Raw genomic sequence first — 15,519 nt, 5'->3', positions numbered from 1 at the left:
CGATGAAGGTTCTTGTGCCGGTAAAGCGGGTCGTCGACTACAACGTCAAGGTCCGCGTCAAGAGTGACGGATCGGGCGTCGAGCTCGCCAACGTCAAGATGTCGATGAACCCGTTTGACGAAATCGCCGTCGAGGAAGCGCTGCGGCTGAAGGAAGCCGGCAAGGCGACCGAGGTGGTGGTGGTGTCGATCGGACCGGCGCAGGCCTCCGAGACCATCCGTACCGGGCTTGCGATGGGCGCCGACCGCGGCATCCTCGTCAAGGCCGAGGGCAATGTCGAGCCGCTCGCGGTCGCCAAGATCCTGAAGTCGGTGGTCGAGGCGGAGACGCCCGGCCTCGTCATTCTCGGCAAACAGGCGATCGACGACGATTCCAACCAGACCGGCCAGATGCTGGCCGCGCTGCTCGGCTGGTCGCAGGCGACCTTCGCCTCCAAGCTCGAGGTCGATGGTTCCGACTTCAAGGTCACGCGCGAGGTCGACGGCGGCCTGCAGACCATCAAGCTCAAGGGTCCGGCGATCGTCACCACCGACCTGCGTCTCAACGAGCCGCGCTACGCCTCGCTGCCCAACATCATGAAGGCGAAGAAGAAGCCGATCGACGAGAAGGCGGCGGCTGATTACGGCGTCGATCTCACGCCCCGTCTGGAAGTGCTGAAGACCGCGGAACCGGCAGGCCGCAAGGCGGGCGTCAAGGTCAAGGACGTCGCCGAACTCGTTAACAAGCTCAAGACCGAAGCCGGGGTTCTCTGATGACGACGCTGTTGATTGCTGAACACGACCACGAGACCCTGAAGGATTCCACCAACAAGGCGCTGACCGCGGCAAGCCAGCTCGGCGGCGACGTGGACGTCCTGATCGCCGGCGGCCAGGGTACCAAGGCGGCCGCGGAAGCCGCCGCCAAGCTCAATGGCGTCAAGAAGGTGCTGGTTGCCGAAGGTGCCGCCTATGAACACGACCTCGCCGAGCCGCTGGCTGCGCTGATCGTCTCGCTCGCCGGCAGCTATGATGCGATCGTTGCGCCCGCGACCTCGCGCTTCAAGAACGTAATGCCGCGCGTCGCAGCGCTGCTCGACGTGATGCAGGTCTCGGAAATCATCAAGGTGGTCGCGCCCGACACCTTCGAGCGTCCGATCTATGCCGGCAACGCGATCCAGACCGTGAAGTCGAAGGACGCCAAGAAGGTCATCACGGTCCGCACGTCGACCTTTGCCGCGACCGGCGAAGGCGGCAGCGCGGCGATCGAGAACGCCGCGGTGGCAGCCGATCCGGCTCTCTCCTCGTTCATCGGCGAGGAGGTCGCCAAGAGCGACCGTCCGGAGCTGACCTCGGCGAAGATCATCGTCTCCGGCGGCCGCGCGATGCAGAGCCGCGAGAATTTCGCCAAATACATCGAGCCGCTCGCCGACAAGCTTGGCGCCGGCGTCGGCGCCTCGCGCGCCGCGGTCGATGCCGGCTATGCGCCGAACGACTGGCAGGTTGGCCAGACCGGCAAGGTGGTGGCCCCGGAACTTTATGTCGCGATCGGCATCTCCGGCGCGATCCAGCATCTGGCTGGCATGAAGGACTCCAAGGTGATCGTCGCCATCAACAAGGATGAAGACGCGCCGATCTTCCAGGTCGCCGACTACGGCCTGGTCGCCGACCTCTACCAGGCGGTTCCGGAGCTGACCGAAGCGCTCGGCAAGCTCGGAAAGTAAGCGACAAGGCACCGGCCGGATGGGTAAGCTCCGGCCGGTGTTATTATTTTCGGGGCATGGTCTTGAGAAAGCGGGAACCGGTTTCCCGAAAAGGTCGTGCTCAAACAAAGAGATGGAGGCATGATGCGCATCCTTGCTGCATCATGAGCTCAGAGGGGTCAGTTTTCCGGCGAATAGGGCACCCGGAAGGCTTCGCTTCGGGTATCGTTGGGATTGGGCAGGCGCGATGTGCGCGCCGTTCCGGTGGATGACAAGATGACGGTGGCAATCAAGAAAGTCGGCGTGATCGGTGCGGGCCAGATGGGCAACGGCATTGCGCATGTGGCCGCGCTGGCCGGCTTCGACGTGGTGCTCAATGACGTGTCCGCCGAGCGGCTGAAGTCGGGGCTCGCGACCATCAACGGCCATCTGACCCGTCAGGTCGCCAAGAAGACCATCAGCGACGCCGAGCGCAAGCAGGCGCTCGACCGCATCACTCCCGCCGAGACGCTCGATGCGCTGGCGGACTGCGATCTCGTGATCGAGACCGCGGTCGAGAAGGAAGAAACCAAGCGCAAGATCTTCCATGAGATCTGCGCGGTGCTGAAGCCCGAGGCAATCATCGCCTCCAACTCGTCATCGATCTCGATCACGCGGCTCGCGGCGTCGACCGATCGTCCCGAACGCTTCATCGGCATTCACTTCATGAATCCGGTGCCGGTGATGGAGCTCGTCGAGCTGATCCGCGGCATCGCGACCGACGACGTGACGTTCGACACCGCCAAGGCCTTCGTTGCCAAGCTCGGCAAGCAGGTTGCGGTGTCGGAGGACTTCCCTGCCTTCATCGTCAATCGCATCCTGCTGCCGATGATCAACGAGGCGATCTACACGCTTTACGAGGGCGTCGGGAACGTCGAGGCGATCGACGCCGCGATGAAGCTCGGTGCGCATCACCCGATGGGGCCGCTCGAGCTCGCCGATTTCATCGGCCTCGACACCTGCCTGTCGATCATGCAGGTGCTGCATGAGGGGTTGGCCGACTCCAAGTACCGGCCGTGTCCGCTGCTGGTGAAGTATGTCGAAGCCGGCTGGCTCGGGCGCAAAACCCAGCGCGGCTTCTACGACTATCGCGGCGACAAGCCGGTCCCGACGCGGTAATCCTGCGATCAGTGCTCATACGGACACCGCGTCAGCCTGACGCGGCGCGCCATTACCCGCCGTTAACTTCGTCGCGCTACGCCAAGCCGGACTTGTAAGCCGGACTTGGGAATACCGCGTATGGACACGATGAGCATGGTCACCAGCATCCTGTCGATGCAGCAGGGCAACCTGCAGGGCCAGATCGCGACACGGCTGACCAAGCAGAACCTCGATGCGGAAAAATTCGCGGTTCAGACCCTGCTCGGCGCGCCCTCGACCGCCAATCTGGCGGCCGGCGTCGGCGGCAACCTCAACGTCACGGCCTGAGATCTAGAATCCCGCCGGGGCCGGCTGCACCGCGGCCTTGAGCAGCTTGATGGCATCGTCGCTGGCCCATTCGGCGGGCCCGGCGATATTGGCAATTTCGCAGCCCTTGGCGTCGACCAGCACGGAGGTCGGCATGCCCAACGCCTTGCCTATGTTCTTAAGATCCTGAAAAACCTTGGCTTTCTGGTCGCTGAAATAGCTGAGATGGGTCAAATTGGCGTCTTTCAGGAAGTTTTTTGGCTTGTCGGGGTCGCGGGTGTCGATGTTGATCGCGACCACCTCGAAATCCTTGCCGGCGAGCTTGGCCTGCAGGCTGTCGAGCGCCGGCATCTCCTTGCGGCAGGGCACGCACCAGGTCGCCCACAGGTTCACCAGCACCGTCTTGCCGCGCCAGTCCGAGAGCTTCTTCGGCTGGCCGTTGGCGTCCTCGAAGGCGAGGTCGGGCAGGCGGAGCGGAGTGGTCGCCATGGTCAGCGCCGCGACCTCGCCGTGGGCCAACGGGGCGATCTTCTTCGCGAGATCCACCGCCCCGTTGCAGGCCACGTCGCCGGTGGGGCGCTTGAGGTTCGAGACCGCGACATAGCCGATGACGGCTCCAATCAGCACCGCGCCCAACACGAGCGGAATCCGACGCGTGGCGGCGGGCTTGGGTGGGGTCGTCTCGGGCATATCGTTTGTCATCCTGGGGCAGTTATGGCTATGCAGTGCCGGGAATTACGATCGGAACCGCCACGCTGTTTCGCCGCTCCGGCACGAAACGGCGAGGCCTCAAATACAAAGTCGTGAGCGAGAAGTCATGAGCAACAAGATGTGGGGCGGCCGGTTCTCTGAACGTCCCGACGCGATCATGGAGGAAATCAACGTCTCCATCGACGTCGACCGTCACCTTTATGCCCAGGACGTCGCCGCGTCCAAGGCCCACGCCGCCATGCTGGCCGCGCAAGGCATCATCACTGCTGCTGATGCGAAAAATATCCGCAAAGGTCTAGACACGATTTTGTCAGAGATCGGCAAGGGCGATTTCGACTTCAAGCGCGCGCTCGAGGACATCCATATGAATGTCGAGTCGCGGCTGTCCGAGCTGATCGGCCCGGCCGCGGGCCGGCTGCACACCGCGCGCTCGCGCAACGATCAGGTCGCGACCGATTTCCGTCTCTATGTGCGCGACACGATCGACGAAACAGATGCGGCGCTGGCTGCGTTCCAGAAGGCGCTGGTGGCCCGCGCAGAGGAGCATGCCGGAACCGTCATGCCCGGCTTCACCCATCTGCAGACCGCACAGCCGGTGACCTTCGGCCACCATCTGCTCGCCTATGTCGAGATGGCCGGCCGCGACCGCGGCCGCTTTGCCGATGCGCGCAAGCGGTTGAACGAATCGCCGCTGGGTGCTGCCGCGCTCGCCGGCACCTCGTTTCCGATCGACCGCGCCGCCACCGCCAAGGCGCTCGGCTTCGACCGGCCCATGGCCAATTCGCTCGACGCGGTGTCCGACCGCGACTTCGTGCTGGAGACGCTGTCGGCGGCCGCGATCTGCGCGGTGCACATGTCACGTTTTGCCGAGGAGATCGTGATCTGGACCTCGCCGCTGGTCGGCCTGGTCAGGCTGAGCGACAAGTTCACCACCGGCTCCTCGATCATGCCGCAGAAGCGCAACCCGGACGCGGCCGAGCTGGTGCGCGCCAAGACCGGCCGCGTGATCGGTGCGCTGACCGCGCTCCTGATCGTGATGAAGGGCCTGCCGCTCGCCTATCAAAAGGACATGCAGGAGGACAAGCAGGGCGCCATGGAAGCGTTCGCCGCGCTCTCGCTCGCGATCCGCGCCATGACCGGCATGGTCGAGGACCTGGTGCCCGACGAGGCCCGGATGAAGGCCGCCGCCGGCGAGGGCTACGCCACCGCGACCGACCTCGCCGATTGGCTGGTGCGCGCCCTGAAAATGCCGTTCCGCGACGCCCACCACGTCACCGGGCGCATTGTCGCACTCGCCTCGAAACAGGGCGTGGCGCTGCATGAGCTGCCGCTTGCGGCGATGCAGGAGGTTGAGCCCAGGATCACCGCGGATGCGCTGAAGGTGCTGTCTGTCGAGTCGTCGGTGAAGAGCCGGACCTCGTTCGGCGGCACGGCGCCGAAGAATGTGCTCGCGCAGGCCAGGGCCTGGGCCAAGCGGCTGGAAAAAGAGCGAAAATTGGGCTGAACGGAAAATTTCGCTGTCATTTCGAGGCCGCCCGGGTCTCGCCAGAGCGTGGCAATGTTTGTATGGTGCAGCCCGAATTGGGGATTTTCGTCGTGACCAGCAAGACAAGCCTAACCCCGTCGGGATGGGCCATCATTGTGCTGAGCGCAGCCGCGCTCGCGCTCGGCGGCTGCGGCCGCAAGGGACCGCTCGACCTGCCGCCGACGGCGTCGAACGCCGCTCCGACCGCGCAGGTGAACGGCGATACCGAGACCGAGCGCGCCAGCCAGCCTAGCGTGTTCAACCCGACCTATGGAGCGGATGCCGGGCCGAGCGCGCCGAAAGGCAGCAAGAAGTCCTTTATCCTCGATCCGCTGCTCGGTAATTAAATCCTCCCATGAACCATTTCGACTATCGCAACGGTGTGCTGCACGCCGAGGCGGTCAATCTCATTGAGCTCGCGGAAGCCATCGGCACGCCGTTCTACTGCTATTCGACGGCGACGCTGGAGCGGCACTACCGCGTCTTCACCGAGGCCTTCGCCGGCGAGAAGACCCTCGTCTGCTACGCCATGAAGGCGAACTCCAACCAGTCGGTGCTGCGCACGCTGGCGAAGCTCGGCGCCGGCGCCGACGTGGTGTCGGGCGGCGAGCTGAAGCGGGCGCTGGCGGCGGGCTTCCCGGCCTCCAAGATCCTGTTCTCCGGCGTCGGCAAGACCGAGGCCGAGCTGCGCGCCGCGCTCGCGGCCGATATCCTTTGCATCAACATCGAGTCCGAGCCGGAGCTCGAGCTCTTGTCGCGGCTCGCAGTCGAGATGGGCAAGACCGCGCGCATCTCGGTGCGGGTCAATCCCGACGTCGACGCCGGCACGCATGCGAAGATCTCGACCGGCAAGTCGGAGAACAAGTTCGGCATTCCGATTGCCCGGGCGCGCGAGGTCTATGCCCGCGCGGCGAAGCTGCCCGGCATCAAGGTGACCGGCACCGACGTCCATATCGGCAGCCAGATCACCGATCTCGGACCGCTCGAGACCGCCTTCAGGCTGCTCGCCGAATTCGTGCAGACGCTGCGCGCCGACGGCCACACCATCTCGCATATCGACTTCGGCGGTGGCCTCGGCATTCCCTATTATATGGACCGCGCCGCACCGCCGGCGCCCGACGCCTATGCCGCGATGGTCAAGCGCGTGACGCACAATCTCGGCTGCACGCTGATGTTCGAGCCCGGCCGCATGATCGTCGGCAATGCCGGCATCCTCGTTGCCCGCGTGATCTATGTGAAGCAGGGCGAGGCGAAGAACTTCGTCATCATCGACGCCGCGATGAACGATCTGATCCGTCCGACGCTGTACGAGGCGCATCACGACATCCTCCCGGTGCGCGAGCCGGCGAAGGGCGCGCCGACCATCGTCGCCGATGTGGTCGGCCCGGTCTGCGAGACCGGCGATTACCTTGCTCTGGATCGAACGCTGCCGCAGCCGAAGGCCGGTGATCTGCTGGCGATCATGACCGCCGGCGCCTATGGCGCGGTGCAGTCGGGCACCTACAACACACGGGCGCTGGTGCCGGAAGTGCTGGTCAAGGATGACCAGTATGCCGTGGTCCGCCCGCGCATCGACGTCGACGCGCTGATTGCGATGGACAAGCCGGCGCCGTGGCTGTGAGGCCGTAGCCCGGATGGAGCGAAGCGAAATCCGGGACGGTCCATAGAGCTATCGAGTCGAACCCGGATTGCGCTACGCTCCATCCGGCTAGGCGTTTTACTTCGCCGCGTGCGCGCCGCCCTTTCCGCCGCCGACGATCACGCCCGCCGCCTTCTCGATCGGCTTAATCGCGGCGGTGAAATCCGACTCCGGCCCCTCCTCACGGATGATGACCTCCCAGAGCCGGCCGACCGCTTCCGCGACCTCCATCGACAATCCGAGCGACCTCATCTCCTCGACCGCCAGCCGCACGTCCTTCACCATCAGTCCGGTGGCGAAGCCGAAGTCGAAGCTGCGCGGCAGCACCGAGCGCGGAAACTTGTCGCGGCTCGCGGTGTTCAGCCCCGAGCCCGCATTGATGACGTCGATCATCACGGCCGGATCGAGTCCCGACTTCACGCCCATCACCACCGCTTCCGAGGTCGCGACCATCGCGGTCGCCGACAGGAAGTTGTTGGCGAGCTTCATGGTCTGGCCGGAGCCCGGCTTGGTGCCGATGAAGAACACCTTGCCGATGATGTCGAGCGCCGGCTTCACCAGCTCGAAATCAGCCTTCGGGCCCGACACCATCACCGCCAACGTGCCCTTCTCGGCGCCGGCGACGCCGCCGGAGACCGGGCTGTCGATCTGCACGATGTTCTTCTTCGCCAGCAGATCGTGGATCCGGACCGCCATCTGCGAGCCGACGGTCGAGAGATCGATGAAGCGTTTGACGCGCGTGCCCTCGATCACGCCGCCGGGGCCGGTGGCGACGTCGAGCGAAGCCTGCAGCGACGGCAGGCTCGCCATCACGGTCTCGACGCGGTCGGCGATGTCCTTCGGCGACGATCCCGCCGCCGCGCCGAGTGCGACGAGCTGGTCGACGGCGTCCTTGCGGGTGTCGAACACGGTCAGCTTGTGACCGGCCTCGATCAGCCGGCGCGCCATCGGGAAGCCCATCTTCCCGAGGCCGATGAATCCGATATCCATTGATCGTTTCCTCTGTACGTTGTTGCGCGTAAAGCAGCCTGCCCCGGATTCGATGTCGCTCCCGCGAAAGCAGGAACCCGTAACCCCAGGACCGAATTGTCTTGTTCAGCCGAGGCCACAGCCGCTGACAACACGCTGCGGTTATGGTCCCGGGTCGCGCGGAGCCTGGCATCGGGCGCGCATTCGCGCGCCTCTTTGCTTGCCCCGGACGACAACGAGGGAGCAGCGCCTTCTCAGGCCTTGTCGAGTTCGGCGAACACTTCGCGCGCGATGCGGAAGCTGTCGACGCCGGCAGGGATGCCGGCATAGATCGACACCTGCATGAAGATCTCGCGGATCTCGTCGCGGGACACGCCATTGGTCAGCGCGCCCTTGATGTGCGCCTTCAATTCGTGTGGCCGGTTGAGGATCGAGATCATGGCGAGATTCAACATGCTGCGTGTCTTGCGCGGCAGTTCCTCACGGCCCCACACCGCGCCCCAACAATATTCCGTGACGAGTTCCTGGAACGGCTTGTTGAAACTGTCGGAATTCTTCAGCGCGTTGTTGACATAGGCCTCGCCAAGCACCGCCTTGCGGATCTCAAGCCCCTTGTCGTGCGTTTTCTGGTCCATGATGTTCCTCACGTTGATGCGATGGTTCGGCCGGGACGTTACGGGGTGGAGACGCCGCAGTCACGCCTTCGTGTTATGCGTATTTCCCGATGTGGGCTACGCCCCGAAGCGGGTGCCTCAATGGCGCCGCTGTGCTAGGCTGACCTGCCCGGTAACCCGGAGATTTGATTGAGCGGCGCCAACCTCGACCCGTCAGAGAATACGTTACGCGCCGAGCGCGACAGCGAAGCGATCGCGCGGCTGAAACTGACGCAGGCTCTGCAACGGGCAAAATTTGCGATCGCGTGGGAACGAGCCTGGCCACATCTGGCGCGGTTCCTCACGGTCGGCGGTCTGTTCCTGGTCGCATCATGGGCCGGGCTGTGGCTGGTGCTGCCGTTTGCCGCACGGGTCGCCGGCACCACCCTGTTCGGGCTCGCCGCGCTGGCGGCGCTGGTGCCGCTGGTGCGCTTCCGCTGGCCGACCCGGGAGGAGGGTTTGAGCCGGCTCGACCGCGGCGCCGGCATCCGCCATCGCCCGGCGACCACGCTGTCCGACACGCTCACGATGCAGGATCCGTTCACGCTGGCGCTGTGGCAGGCGCAGCGCGAGCGCACGCTGGCCTCGATCAGGCGCATCCGCGCCGGCCTGCCGCAGCCGCGCGTCGCGCTCCACGATCCCTGGGCGCTGCGCGCGCTCGTCATCGTGATGATGGTCGCGACCTATATCGCAGCCGGCGACGAGCGCGGTCTGCGCGTCGCCTCGGCCTTCGACTGGAACGGCATCATGACGCCGGCCAACATCCGCGTCGACGCCTGGGTGACGCCGCCGAACTACACCGGCAAGCCGCCGATCATCCTGTCGAACGCCAACAAGGACGCCGCCGCGGCCGACAATGGCCCGCTGGCGGTGCCGGTCGGCAGCACGCTCCTGGTGCGCTCCAGCGGCGGCGCCATTGACGTCGTGGCCGGCGGCGGCGTGACCGAGGTCGCGGCCGCCGAGGAGGCGCCCAAGGGCACCAGCGAGCGCCATTTCAAGATCGCCGGCGACGGCACCGCTCATGTCCGGGCGCCGGCCGGGCAGCCGCAGTGGAAGTTCACCGCGATCCCCGACCGTCCGCCGAGCATCGCGCTCGCCAAGGATCCGGAGCGGCAGGCGCATGGCGCGCTGCAGATGTCCTACAGGCTCGAGGACGATTACGGCGTCAGCGAAGCCCATGCGCAATTCACGGCGCGTCCGAGCGAGGCGCCGAAAGACCCGAGCCGCGACGGCGATAAGGCTGCGGCGCCGCGGCCGTTGTTCGAGCCGCCGCAATTCCCGCTGGTGCTGCCGAACGCGCGGACCCGCAACGGCGTCGGCCAGACCGTGAAGGATCTCAGTGAGGATCCCTACGCCGGCGCCGAGGTGACGCTGACATTGACGGCGAAGGATGAGGCCGGCAACGAAGGCAAGAGCGAGCCGTTCAACATGCGGCTGCCCGAGCGCGTGTTCACCAAGCCGCTCGCGCGCGCATTGATCGAGCAGCGCCGGATCCTGGCGCTGGACGCCAACCAGAACGGGCAGGTGTTCGCCGCGCTCGACGCGCTGATGATCGCGCCCGAGATGTTCACGCCGGAGGCCGGCTATTATCTCGGCCTCTACAATGTGAGCCGGCAACTCGAGGCGGCGCGCACCGACGACCAGCTGCGCGAGGTCGTCGCCAGCCTGTGGGCGCTGGCCGTCACCATCGAGGACGGCAACATCTCCGACGTCGACAAGGCGCTGCGTGCGGCGCAGGACGCCCTCAAGCAAGCGCTGGAGCGCGGCGCGAGCGACGAGGAGATCAAGAAGCTGACCGACAATCTGCGCGCGGCGCTGGACAATTTCCTGCGCGAGCTCGCCGAGCAATACCGCAATAATCCGCAAGCCCTGGCACGGCCGCTCGATCCCAACACGAAGATGCTGAGCCAGCAGGATCTGAAGAACATGCTGGACCGCATGGAGCGGCTATCGCGCTCCGGCGACAAGGAGGCTGCGAAGCAGCTCCTCGATCAGATGCAGCAGATGCTGGAAAACCTGCAAATGGCGCAGCCGGGGCAGGGCGACAACGACATGGAGCAGTCGCTCAACGAGCTCGGCGACATGATCCGCAAGCAGCAGCAGTTGCGCGACCGGACCTTCAAGCAGGGCCAGGATTCCCGGCGTGACCGCATGCGCGGCAAGCAGGGCGACCAGTCGATGTCCGATCTGCAGCAGGATCAGCAGGCGCTGCGCGACCGGTTGAAGAAGCTGCAGGAGGAGCTCGCCAAGCGCGGCATGGGACCGGATCAGCGCGGCCAGAAGGGCCAGCGCGGCGATCAGGCGCAGCAGGGACAACAGGGACAACAGGGCGAGCAAAGCGGCGACCAGGCCGATGACGGCGACGGGCTCGATCAGGCCGATTCCGCGATGGGCGATGCCACCGGGCGGCTCGGCGAGGGCAATGCCGACGGCGCGGTGGATTCGCAGGGACGCGCGCTGGACGCGCTGCGCAAGGGCGCCCAGAGCCTTGCCGAGGCCATGCAGCAGGGCGATGGCGACCAGCAAGGCAACAGCCCCGGCAACCGCGCCGGCCGCCAGCAAAGCGGCGGCAACCAGACCGACCCGCTGGGCCGGCCGCTGCATGGCCGCGAATTCGGCGATGATTACACGGTGAAGATCCCGGGCGAGATCGACGTGCAGCGCGTGCGCCGGATCCTCGAGGAGCTGCGCCGCCGCCTCGCCGATCCGTCACGGCCGCAGACCGAGCTCGATTACATCGAGCGGCTGCTGAAGGATTATTGAGGGCAGCCACACGCTCTGCCGTCATCGCCCGGCTTGACCGGGCGACCCAGTATTCCAGAGACGCGAGAATTTGAATCGAGAGGCCGCGTACTGGATGCCCCGCCTTCGCGAGACATGACGAGGAATGTGTGCGAGAGCGACCAGTGTAGTCGCGAAGCGGCAGACGTCGGCTTCCGTGGGCTAAGCAGAAGCCTCTTCGTCAATCATGCCACTGCAGGTTCTGACCCAATGTATGGTCCGGCCGCGCGTTGCAAGAGGTTTCGGCAACCTGTCAGATGCGGTCTTGCATCAATGTATCCGGCCTCTGATTGGAGCGTGCTGTGCTCCGGGCCATCATGGATATCAGCACGCATTCGAGCTGATTAGCGGACAGGCCTCGAACGGGCCATTCGGGTCACCAGTGTTCGCATGCGCCGGGAAGACCGATCTTCCATCGTCGTCGCATCCTCTCGCAGACCTCGGCGGGTAAGGGATGTTGGTTACATCATCTCGATAGCTCCTCACTTCGCGCTGTTCCTTTGTTCGTGCCTGGCGGTCGTTCCTTCGTCCCGGCCTGCGCGCGCAGACGCGCCGCGCGCAAGGGGCCGTCAAGGCCGGCCGTCGTGCTGTCCTGACGTCTTGCTCTACGCTGCCAGGCTGCGCCTTGACGGCCCCGAGCACGGCGCGAGGATCGGCCAGGTCAGGACGCCGTCTCCTCAGCCTTGACGCACTCGAAGGCACGTCCTTTGTTGAGAACCGCCCAGGCGATCCGGGCGAGCTTGTTGGCGAGCGCAATCGCCAGCACGTTGTGATGCAATCGCTTCTTGGCAGCTTCGATCCAAGATTTGAGGCCGTAGCGCTCCCAGCACTTCACCCTGACCAGCACCACCCATGCGGCTTGGACGAACAGCGCGCGTAGGTAGCGATTGCCGCGCCTTGATATCTTGCCCAGGATCGTGCGGTCGCCGGTCGATATCTGCTTCGGCACCAGTCCAAGCCAGGCGCCGAAGTCGCGGCCTTTCGAGAACACGTCTCCACTGCCAATCGCGGCGACCATTGCACTCGAGATAAGCGGTCCAATGCCGGGCACTGTCATCAGTCGCTCGCAAGCCTTATCTTGACGAGCCAGCGTTTCGATCTCGCTAGACAGCCCCTCGATACGCGCATCCAGCCGGCGCCAGTCGCCCGCCAGATCCTCGATGATGCGTAACATGCGAGGCGAGAGCACATCGGTGCGCGTCGCGAGGATACCCGGCAACTCGGATCGCAGGGAATGCAGGCCTTGGCGTACGGCGATGCCCCGCTCCAGCAGAAACGCACGGATCTGATTGATGACGCCGGTACGCTGACTGACCAATCGATCGCGGACGCGGTGCAGCGCCTGAAGGTCGAGCTGATCGGCTGTCTTGGTTGCGACGAATTTCATGGTCGGGCGTTGGACAGCCTCGGCGATGGCTTCCGCATCTCGGAAGTCATTCTTCTGTCCTTTCGAATACGGGCGCACGTCTTTCGCCGGCATCAAGCGAGCGTCGTGGCCGAGCATTTGGAGCTTGCGACTGAGGTGATGCGCGCCGACGCAAGCCTCCATCCCGATCAAGCAGGGCGGGAAGTTGGCGAGCCGTCTTTCCACCTGGCTGCGTGACCACTTCTGCCGCAGCACGATGGCACCGCGGTGATCATGACCTACGAGGTGGAACGAGTTCTTGCCGATATCGATGCCGATCACGGCGACCGCTGTGTTGAGGTTCCGAGACATGGCGTGCTCCTTGACCTGAGCGCCCCTTGCCAGCTTCTCGCACTGGCGGGGCCGGAGCACGGCCGGACCATTCCATTAAGAGACTTGGCACCGGAGCGCCCGGCCGCCATCGCGCTTGCGGTCATGCCTGCGGAAGCCACGGCCGCGCCTTCGATCAGGGATTGGATCGCGCCTGCGTTTCAGCTACTCGGTCGGCGCGATCTTTGTCCCCGTTTCGTAGGTACTCCTCGCCGCAGGCGTGACCTTGTCACCCCATCGCTCAGTTTGCTTCGGTGTCAGAGTCGCCGGGTTATGCCCCGTGAGGCCGACCGTGCTCCCGTACCGTCAGGCCTTGCTTCAATGTTGGCTGCTGGCGCGCGCTCTGGAAGGCGAGTAAGCTGCCCTCTCATCCCTGAGATAGGCAGGCATGGCCATGGAGCGCGTAGAACGACGGCTCACTGCCATCCTCGCCGCCGACGTTGCCGGCTACAGCCGGCTGACCAGCATGGACGAGGAGGGAACGCACGTCCGGCTGAAGGAGCATCTGCGTCTCCTGGTCGAGCCCAAGATCAGCGAACACCGCGGACACGTTGTCAAGAACACAGGCGACGGAATGTTGGCTGAGTTCAACAGCGTGGTGGCTGCTGTGCGTTGCGCCCTCGATGTCCAGCGTGGCATGGCCGAGCGCAATGCCGGGATACCGCGGGACAAGAGGATGGAGTTCCGTATCGGCATCAATGTAGGCGACGTCATCATCGATGGGGGCGACATTTTCGGAGATGGAGTGAACGTCGCGGTTCGTTTGGAAGGCATCGCCGAGCCCGGCGGCATCTGCGTTTCAGCTCGCGTTCAGGAATACGCACAAGGGCGGGTCGACATCACCTTCGAGGACGCAGGCGAGCAACGGCTGAAGAATATTTCTCAGCCCGTGCGAGCTTACAGATTGAACGTCCGCGATGTTGACCCACTTGCATCCGCACTATCGACCGAGGCACTGAGCCAACCTGATCGGCCGCGCTTGTCGATCGTGGTGCTGCCCTTCGCGAACCTTGGCGGCGACGTCCAGCAGGACGACTTCGTTGACGCAATCACAGATAATCTGACTACAGACCTATCGCGCCTGCCTGATTATTTCGTCATCTCGTGCAAGACGGCTTTCGCATACAAGGGGAAAGCCGTGGATGCTCGCCAAATCGGCCGCGAGCTCGGCGTTCGCTACGTGCTGGAAGGCAGCATCCAGAGCAGCACCGATCGCCTGCGCGTGAACGCGCAGCTAATCGACGCAGAATCGGGCGCACACTTCTGGGCCGAACGATTCGACAAGCCGCGGGCGGACCTCTTCGACATGCAAGACGAGATCACAGCCAGGCTCGCGCGGGCCATGGATATTCAGTTGGTGAAAGCAGAGACGCAGCGTCTCAAGCGTGAGACGCCAAGGGAACTTGATTCGGTTGACCTCGCCCTGCGCGGTTGGACAGTTTTCTTTCAGAAGGTGTCAGTCGCCGGAGCACGCGAAGCACGCGGCATGTTTGAGGAGGCGCTCCGCGTCGACCACACGAATGTCGATGCGCTGATGGGTTTGGTCGAAAGCCACATGTGGGAAGTCAACTCCTACATGTCCCCTGCGCGTGACGATCAAGTTCGTTTGGGTGAGGCTGCAATGTGCAAAGCGTCGGAACTGACACCACTCGATGCCCGGATGCATTTTTGTCGCGCTGCCGTATTGATCGCTTTGCGAGCACCAGAACGAGCTTTCCGCGAGATTGAGATTGCGTTGAGCTTGGATCGCGCTTTGCCATATGTTCATATGAGGGCGGGGTGGATTAAGATTTTTCTTGGCTGTGCAGAGGAGGCCGAGGGCCATTTGAGCAACGCGATGCGGCTCAGCCCGCGCGATCCAATGCTCGGAAATTGGTACGCCATTCTTGGCTTGGCGGATCTCCACCTCGGCAGGCTTGACAAAGCTGTGGACCGCTTACAGAAGGCGGTCGAGATCGCTCCAAATCACGAGATTCCCTACTTCTATCTAGCGGCGAGTCTGGCGCTTCAGGGCCGCGAAGCGGAAGCAGCGCAGGCCTGCAAAGTGGGGAGGCGGCTGGCTCCCATTTTCCGCATCGGTAAGTGCCGCGCCGAGGTCCAAAGCGACAACCCCGTTTTCTTACTGCAGCGCGAGCGAGTCTATGAAGGTCTGGAAAAGGCAGGGCTCCCAGAGTGACGTTACCTGTCCGCAAGGCCTGACAGCGAGATTATGTCACTCGCACGAAACGACGCAATCGTGGTTGAGGAGCCGGATGGCCTAACCTGACGCCGCTGACCATCGATTGACGCCACGCATCAAACCGAAGTGGCATTGCTCACAGGATCAGCGGGGCGCAGGCCCGGCTGCTCCCCGGAATGTCCGCTTCTGCCCATCTCGGACCT

General features: G+C 64.4%; 13 protein-coding genes. 9 read left to right on the top strand and 4 right to left on the bottom strand.

From position 1 onward, the window contains the following. Positions 1 to 2: 2 nt before the first annotated feature. The 4 genes from MTX19_RS37335 (at position 3) to MTX19_RS37320 (ending at position 3,145) form a co-directional block, all read left to right on the top strand. The gene (locus MTX19_RS37335) at positions 3 to 752 is read left to right on the top strand and encodes an electron transfer flavoprotein subunit beta/FixA family protein (RefSeq protein WP_280981629.1); all 750 of its coding nucleotides are present in this window, start codon (positions 3 to 5) and stop codon (positions 750 to 752) included. After that, positions 752 to 1,699 (top strand): FAD-binding protein, encoded by a 948-nt coding sequence (locus MTX19_RS37330; protein ID WP_280981628.1) that lies wholly within the window; start codon positions 752 to 754, stop codon positions 1,697 to 1,699. The genes MTX19_RS37335 and MTX19_RS37330 overlap by 1 nt, the downstream gene beginning before the upstream one ends. Positions 1,700 to 1,954: 255 nt before the next feature. Next, complete coding sequence (locus tag MTX19_RS37325) at positions 1,955 to 2,836, top strand: 3-hydroxybutyryl-CoA dehydrogenase (protein WP_280975344.1); 882 nt, start codon at positions 1,955 to 1,957, stop codon at positions 2,834 to 2,836. Between the two features lie 120 nt (positions 2,837 to 2,956). Beyond that, entirely contained in the window at positions 2,957 to 3,145 is a 189-nt protein-coding gene (locus MTX19_RS37320; RefSeq protein ID WP_280981627.1) for a putative motility protein, read from the top strand. A gap of 3 nt (positions 3,146 to 3,148) precedes the next feature. On the opposite strand, the gene MTX19_RS37315 is transcribed toward MTX19_RS37320, so the two are convergent. Further along, positions 3,149 to 3,826 carry a TlpA disulfide reductase family protein gene (locus tag MTX19_RS37315; RefSeq protein WP_280985741.1) on the bottom strand — a complete coding sequence of 226 codons (678 nt, stop codon included), beginning with the start codon at positions 3,824 to 3,826 and terminating at the stop codon, positions 3,149 to 3,151. Between the two features lie 115 nt (positions 3,827 to 3,941). Between MTX19_RS37315 and argH the strand changes: the two genes are divergently transcribed. The 3 genes from argH (at position 3,942) to lysA (ending at position 6,981) form a co-directional block, all read left to right on the top strand. After that, on the top strand, positions 3,942 to 5,339 hold the full coding sequence (gene argH / locus MTX19_RS37310; RefSeq protein ID WP_280981626.1) for an argininosuccinate lyase: 1,398 nt from the start codon (positions 3,942 to 3,944) through the stop codon (positions 5,337 to 5,339). Positions 5,340 to 5,401: 62 nt separating this feature from the next. Continuing rightward, on the top strand, positions 5,402 to 5,707 hold the full coding sequence (locus tag MTX19_RS37305; protein WP_280975348.1) for a lipoprotein: 306 nt from the start codon (positions 5,402 to 5,404) through the stop codon (positions 5,705 to 5,707). A gap of 8 nt (positions 5,708 to 5,715) precedes the next feature. Then, positions 5,716 to 6,981 carry a diaminopimelate decarboxylase gene (gene lysA / locus MTX19_RS37300; protein WP_280981625.1) on the top strand — a complete coding sequence of 422 codons (1,266 nt, stop codon included), beginning with the start codon at positions 5,716 to 5,718 and terminating at the stop codon, positions 6,979 to 6,981. 96 nt (positions 6,982 to 7,077) lie between these two features. On the opposite strand, the gene MTX19_RS37295 is transcribed toward lysA, so the two are convergent. Continuing rightward, positions 7,078 to 7,989, bottom strand: a complete 912-nt coding sequence (locus tag MTX19_RS37295; protein ID WP_280981624.1) for an NAD(P)-dependent oxidoreductase — start codon at positions 7,987 to 7,989, stop codon at positions 7,078 to 7,080. Between the two features lie 233 nt (positions 7,990 to 8,222). After that, positions 8,223 to 8,603 (bottom strand): carboxymuconolactone decarboxylase family protein, encoded by a 381-nt coding sequence (locus MTX19_RS37290; protein WP_050629459.1) that lies wholly within the window; start codon positions 8,601 to 8,603, stop codon positions 8,223 to 8,225. A gap of 168 nt (positions 8,604 to 8,771) precedes the next feature. Between MTX19_RS37290 and MTX19_RS37285 the strand changes: the two genes are divergently transcribed. Beyond that, positions 8,772 to 11,384 (top strand): TIGR02302 family protein, encoded by a 2,613-nt coding sequence (locus MTX19_RS37285; protein ID WP_280985740.1) that lies wholly within the window; start codon positions 8,772 to 8,774, stop codon positions 11,382 to 11,384. 679 nt (positions 11,385 to 12,063) lie between these two features. Here the strand turns inward: MTX19_RS37285 and MTX19_RS37280 are convergent. After that, entirely contained in the window at positions 12,064 to 13,119 is a 1,056-nt protein-coding gene (locus tag MTX19_RS37280; protein WP_280979078.1) for an IS110 family transposase, read from the bottom strand. 406 nt (positions 13,120 to 13,525) lie between these two features. On the opposite strand from MTX19_RS37280, the gene MTX19_RS37275 reads away from it, so the two are divergent. Continuing rightward, positions 13,526 to 15,313, top strand: a complete 1,788-nt coding sequence (locus MTX19_RS37275; RefSeq protein ID WP_280985739.1) for an adenylate/guanylate cyclase domain-containing protein — start codon at positions 13,526 to 13,528, stop codon at positions 15,311 to 15,313. Positions 15,314 to 15,519: the final 206 nt, after the last annotated feature.

The organism is Bradyrhizobium sp. ISRA464, assembly GCF_029910095.1.
Lineage (GTDB): Bacteria > Pseudomonadota > Alphaproteobacteria > Rhizobiales > Xanthobacteraceae > Bradyrhizobium.
This window is presented reverse-complemented; position numbering and strand designations above follow the sequence as displayed.

Coding starts and splice junctions, on each gene's coding strand:
- MTX19_RS37335 (WP_280981629.1), top strand. CDS start 3: ATGAAGGTTCTTGTGCCGGTAAAGCGGGTCGTCGACTACAACGTCAAG.
- MTX19_RS37330 (WP_280981628.1), top strand. CDS start 752: ATGACGACGCTGTTGATTGCTGAACACGACCACGAGACCCTGAAGGAT.
- MTX19_RS37325 (WP_280975344.1), top strand. CDS start 1,955: ATGACGGTGGCAATCAAGAAAGTCGGCGTGATCGGTGCGGGCCAGATG.
- MTX19_RS37320 (WP_280981627.1), top strand. CDS start 2,957: ATGGACACGATGAGCATGGTCACCAGCATCCTGTCGATGCAGCAGGGC.
- MTX19_RS37315 (WP_280985741.1), bottom strand. CDS start 3,826: ATGACAAACGATATGCCCGAGACGACCCCACCCAAGCCCGCCGCCACG.
- argH (WP_280981626.1), top strand. CDS start 3,942: ATGAGCAACAAGATGTGGGGCGGCCGGTTCTCTGAACGTCCCGACGCG.
- MTX19_RS37305 (WP_280975348.1), top strand. CDS start 5,402: ATGGTGCAGCCCGAATTGGGGATTTTCGTCGTGACCAGCAAGACAAGC.
- lysA (WP_280981625.1), top strand. CDS start 5,716: ATGAACCATTTCGACTATCGCAACGGTGTGCTGCACGCCGAGGCGGTC.
- MTX19_RS37295 (WP_280981624.1), bottom strand. CDS start 7,989: ATGGATATCGGATTCATCGGCCTCGGGAAGATGGGCTTCCCGATGGCG.
- MTX19_RS37290 (WP_050629459.1), bottom strand. CDS start 8,603: ATGGACCAGAAAACGCACGACAAGGGGCTTGAGATCCGCAAGGCGGTG.
- MTX19_RS37280 (WP_280979078.1), bottom strand. CDS start 13,119: ATGTCTCGGAACCTCAACACAGCGGTCGCCGTGATCGGCATCGATATC.
- MTX19_RS37275 (WP_280985739.1), top strand. CDS start 13,526: ATGGCCATGGAGCGCGTAGAACGACGGCTCACTGCCATCCTCGCCGCC.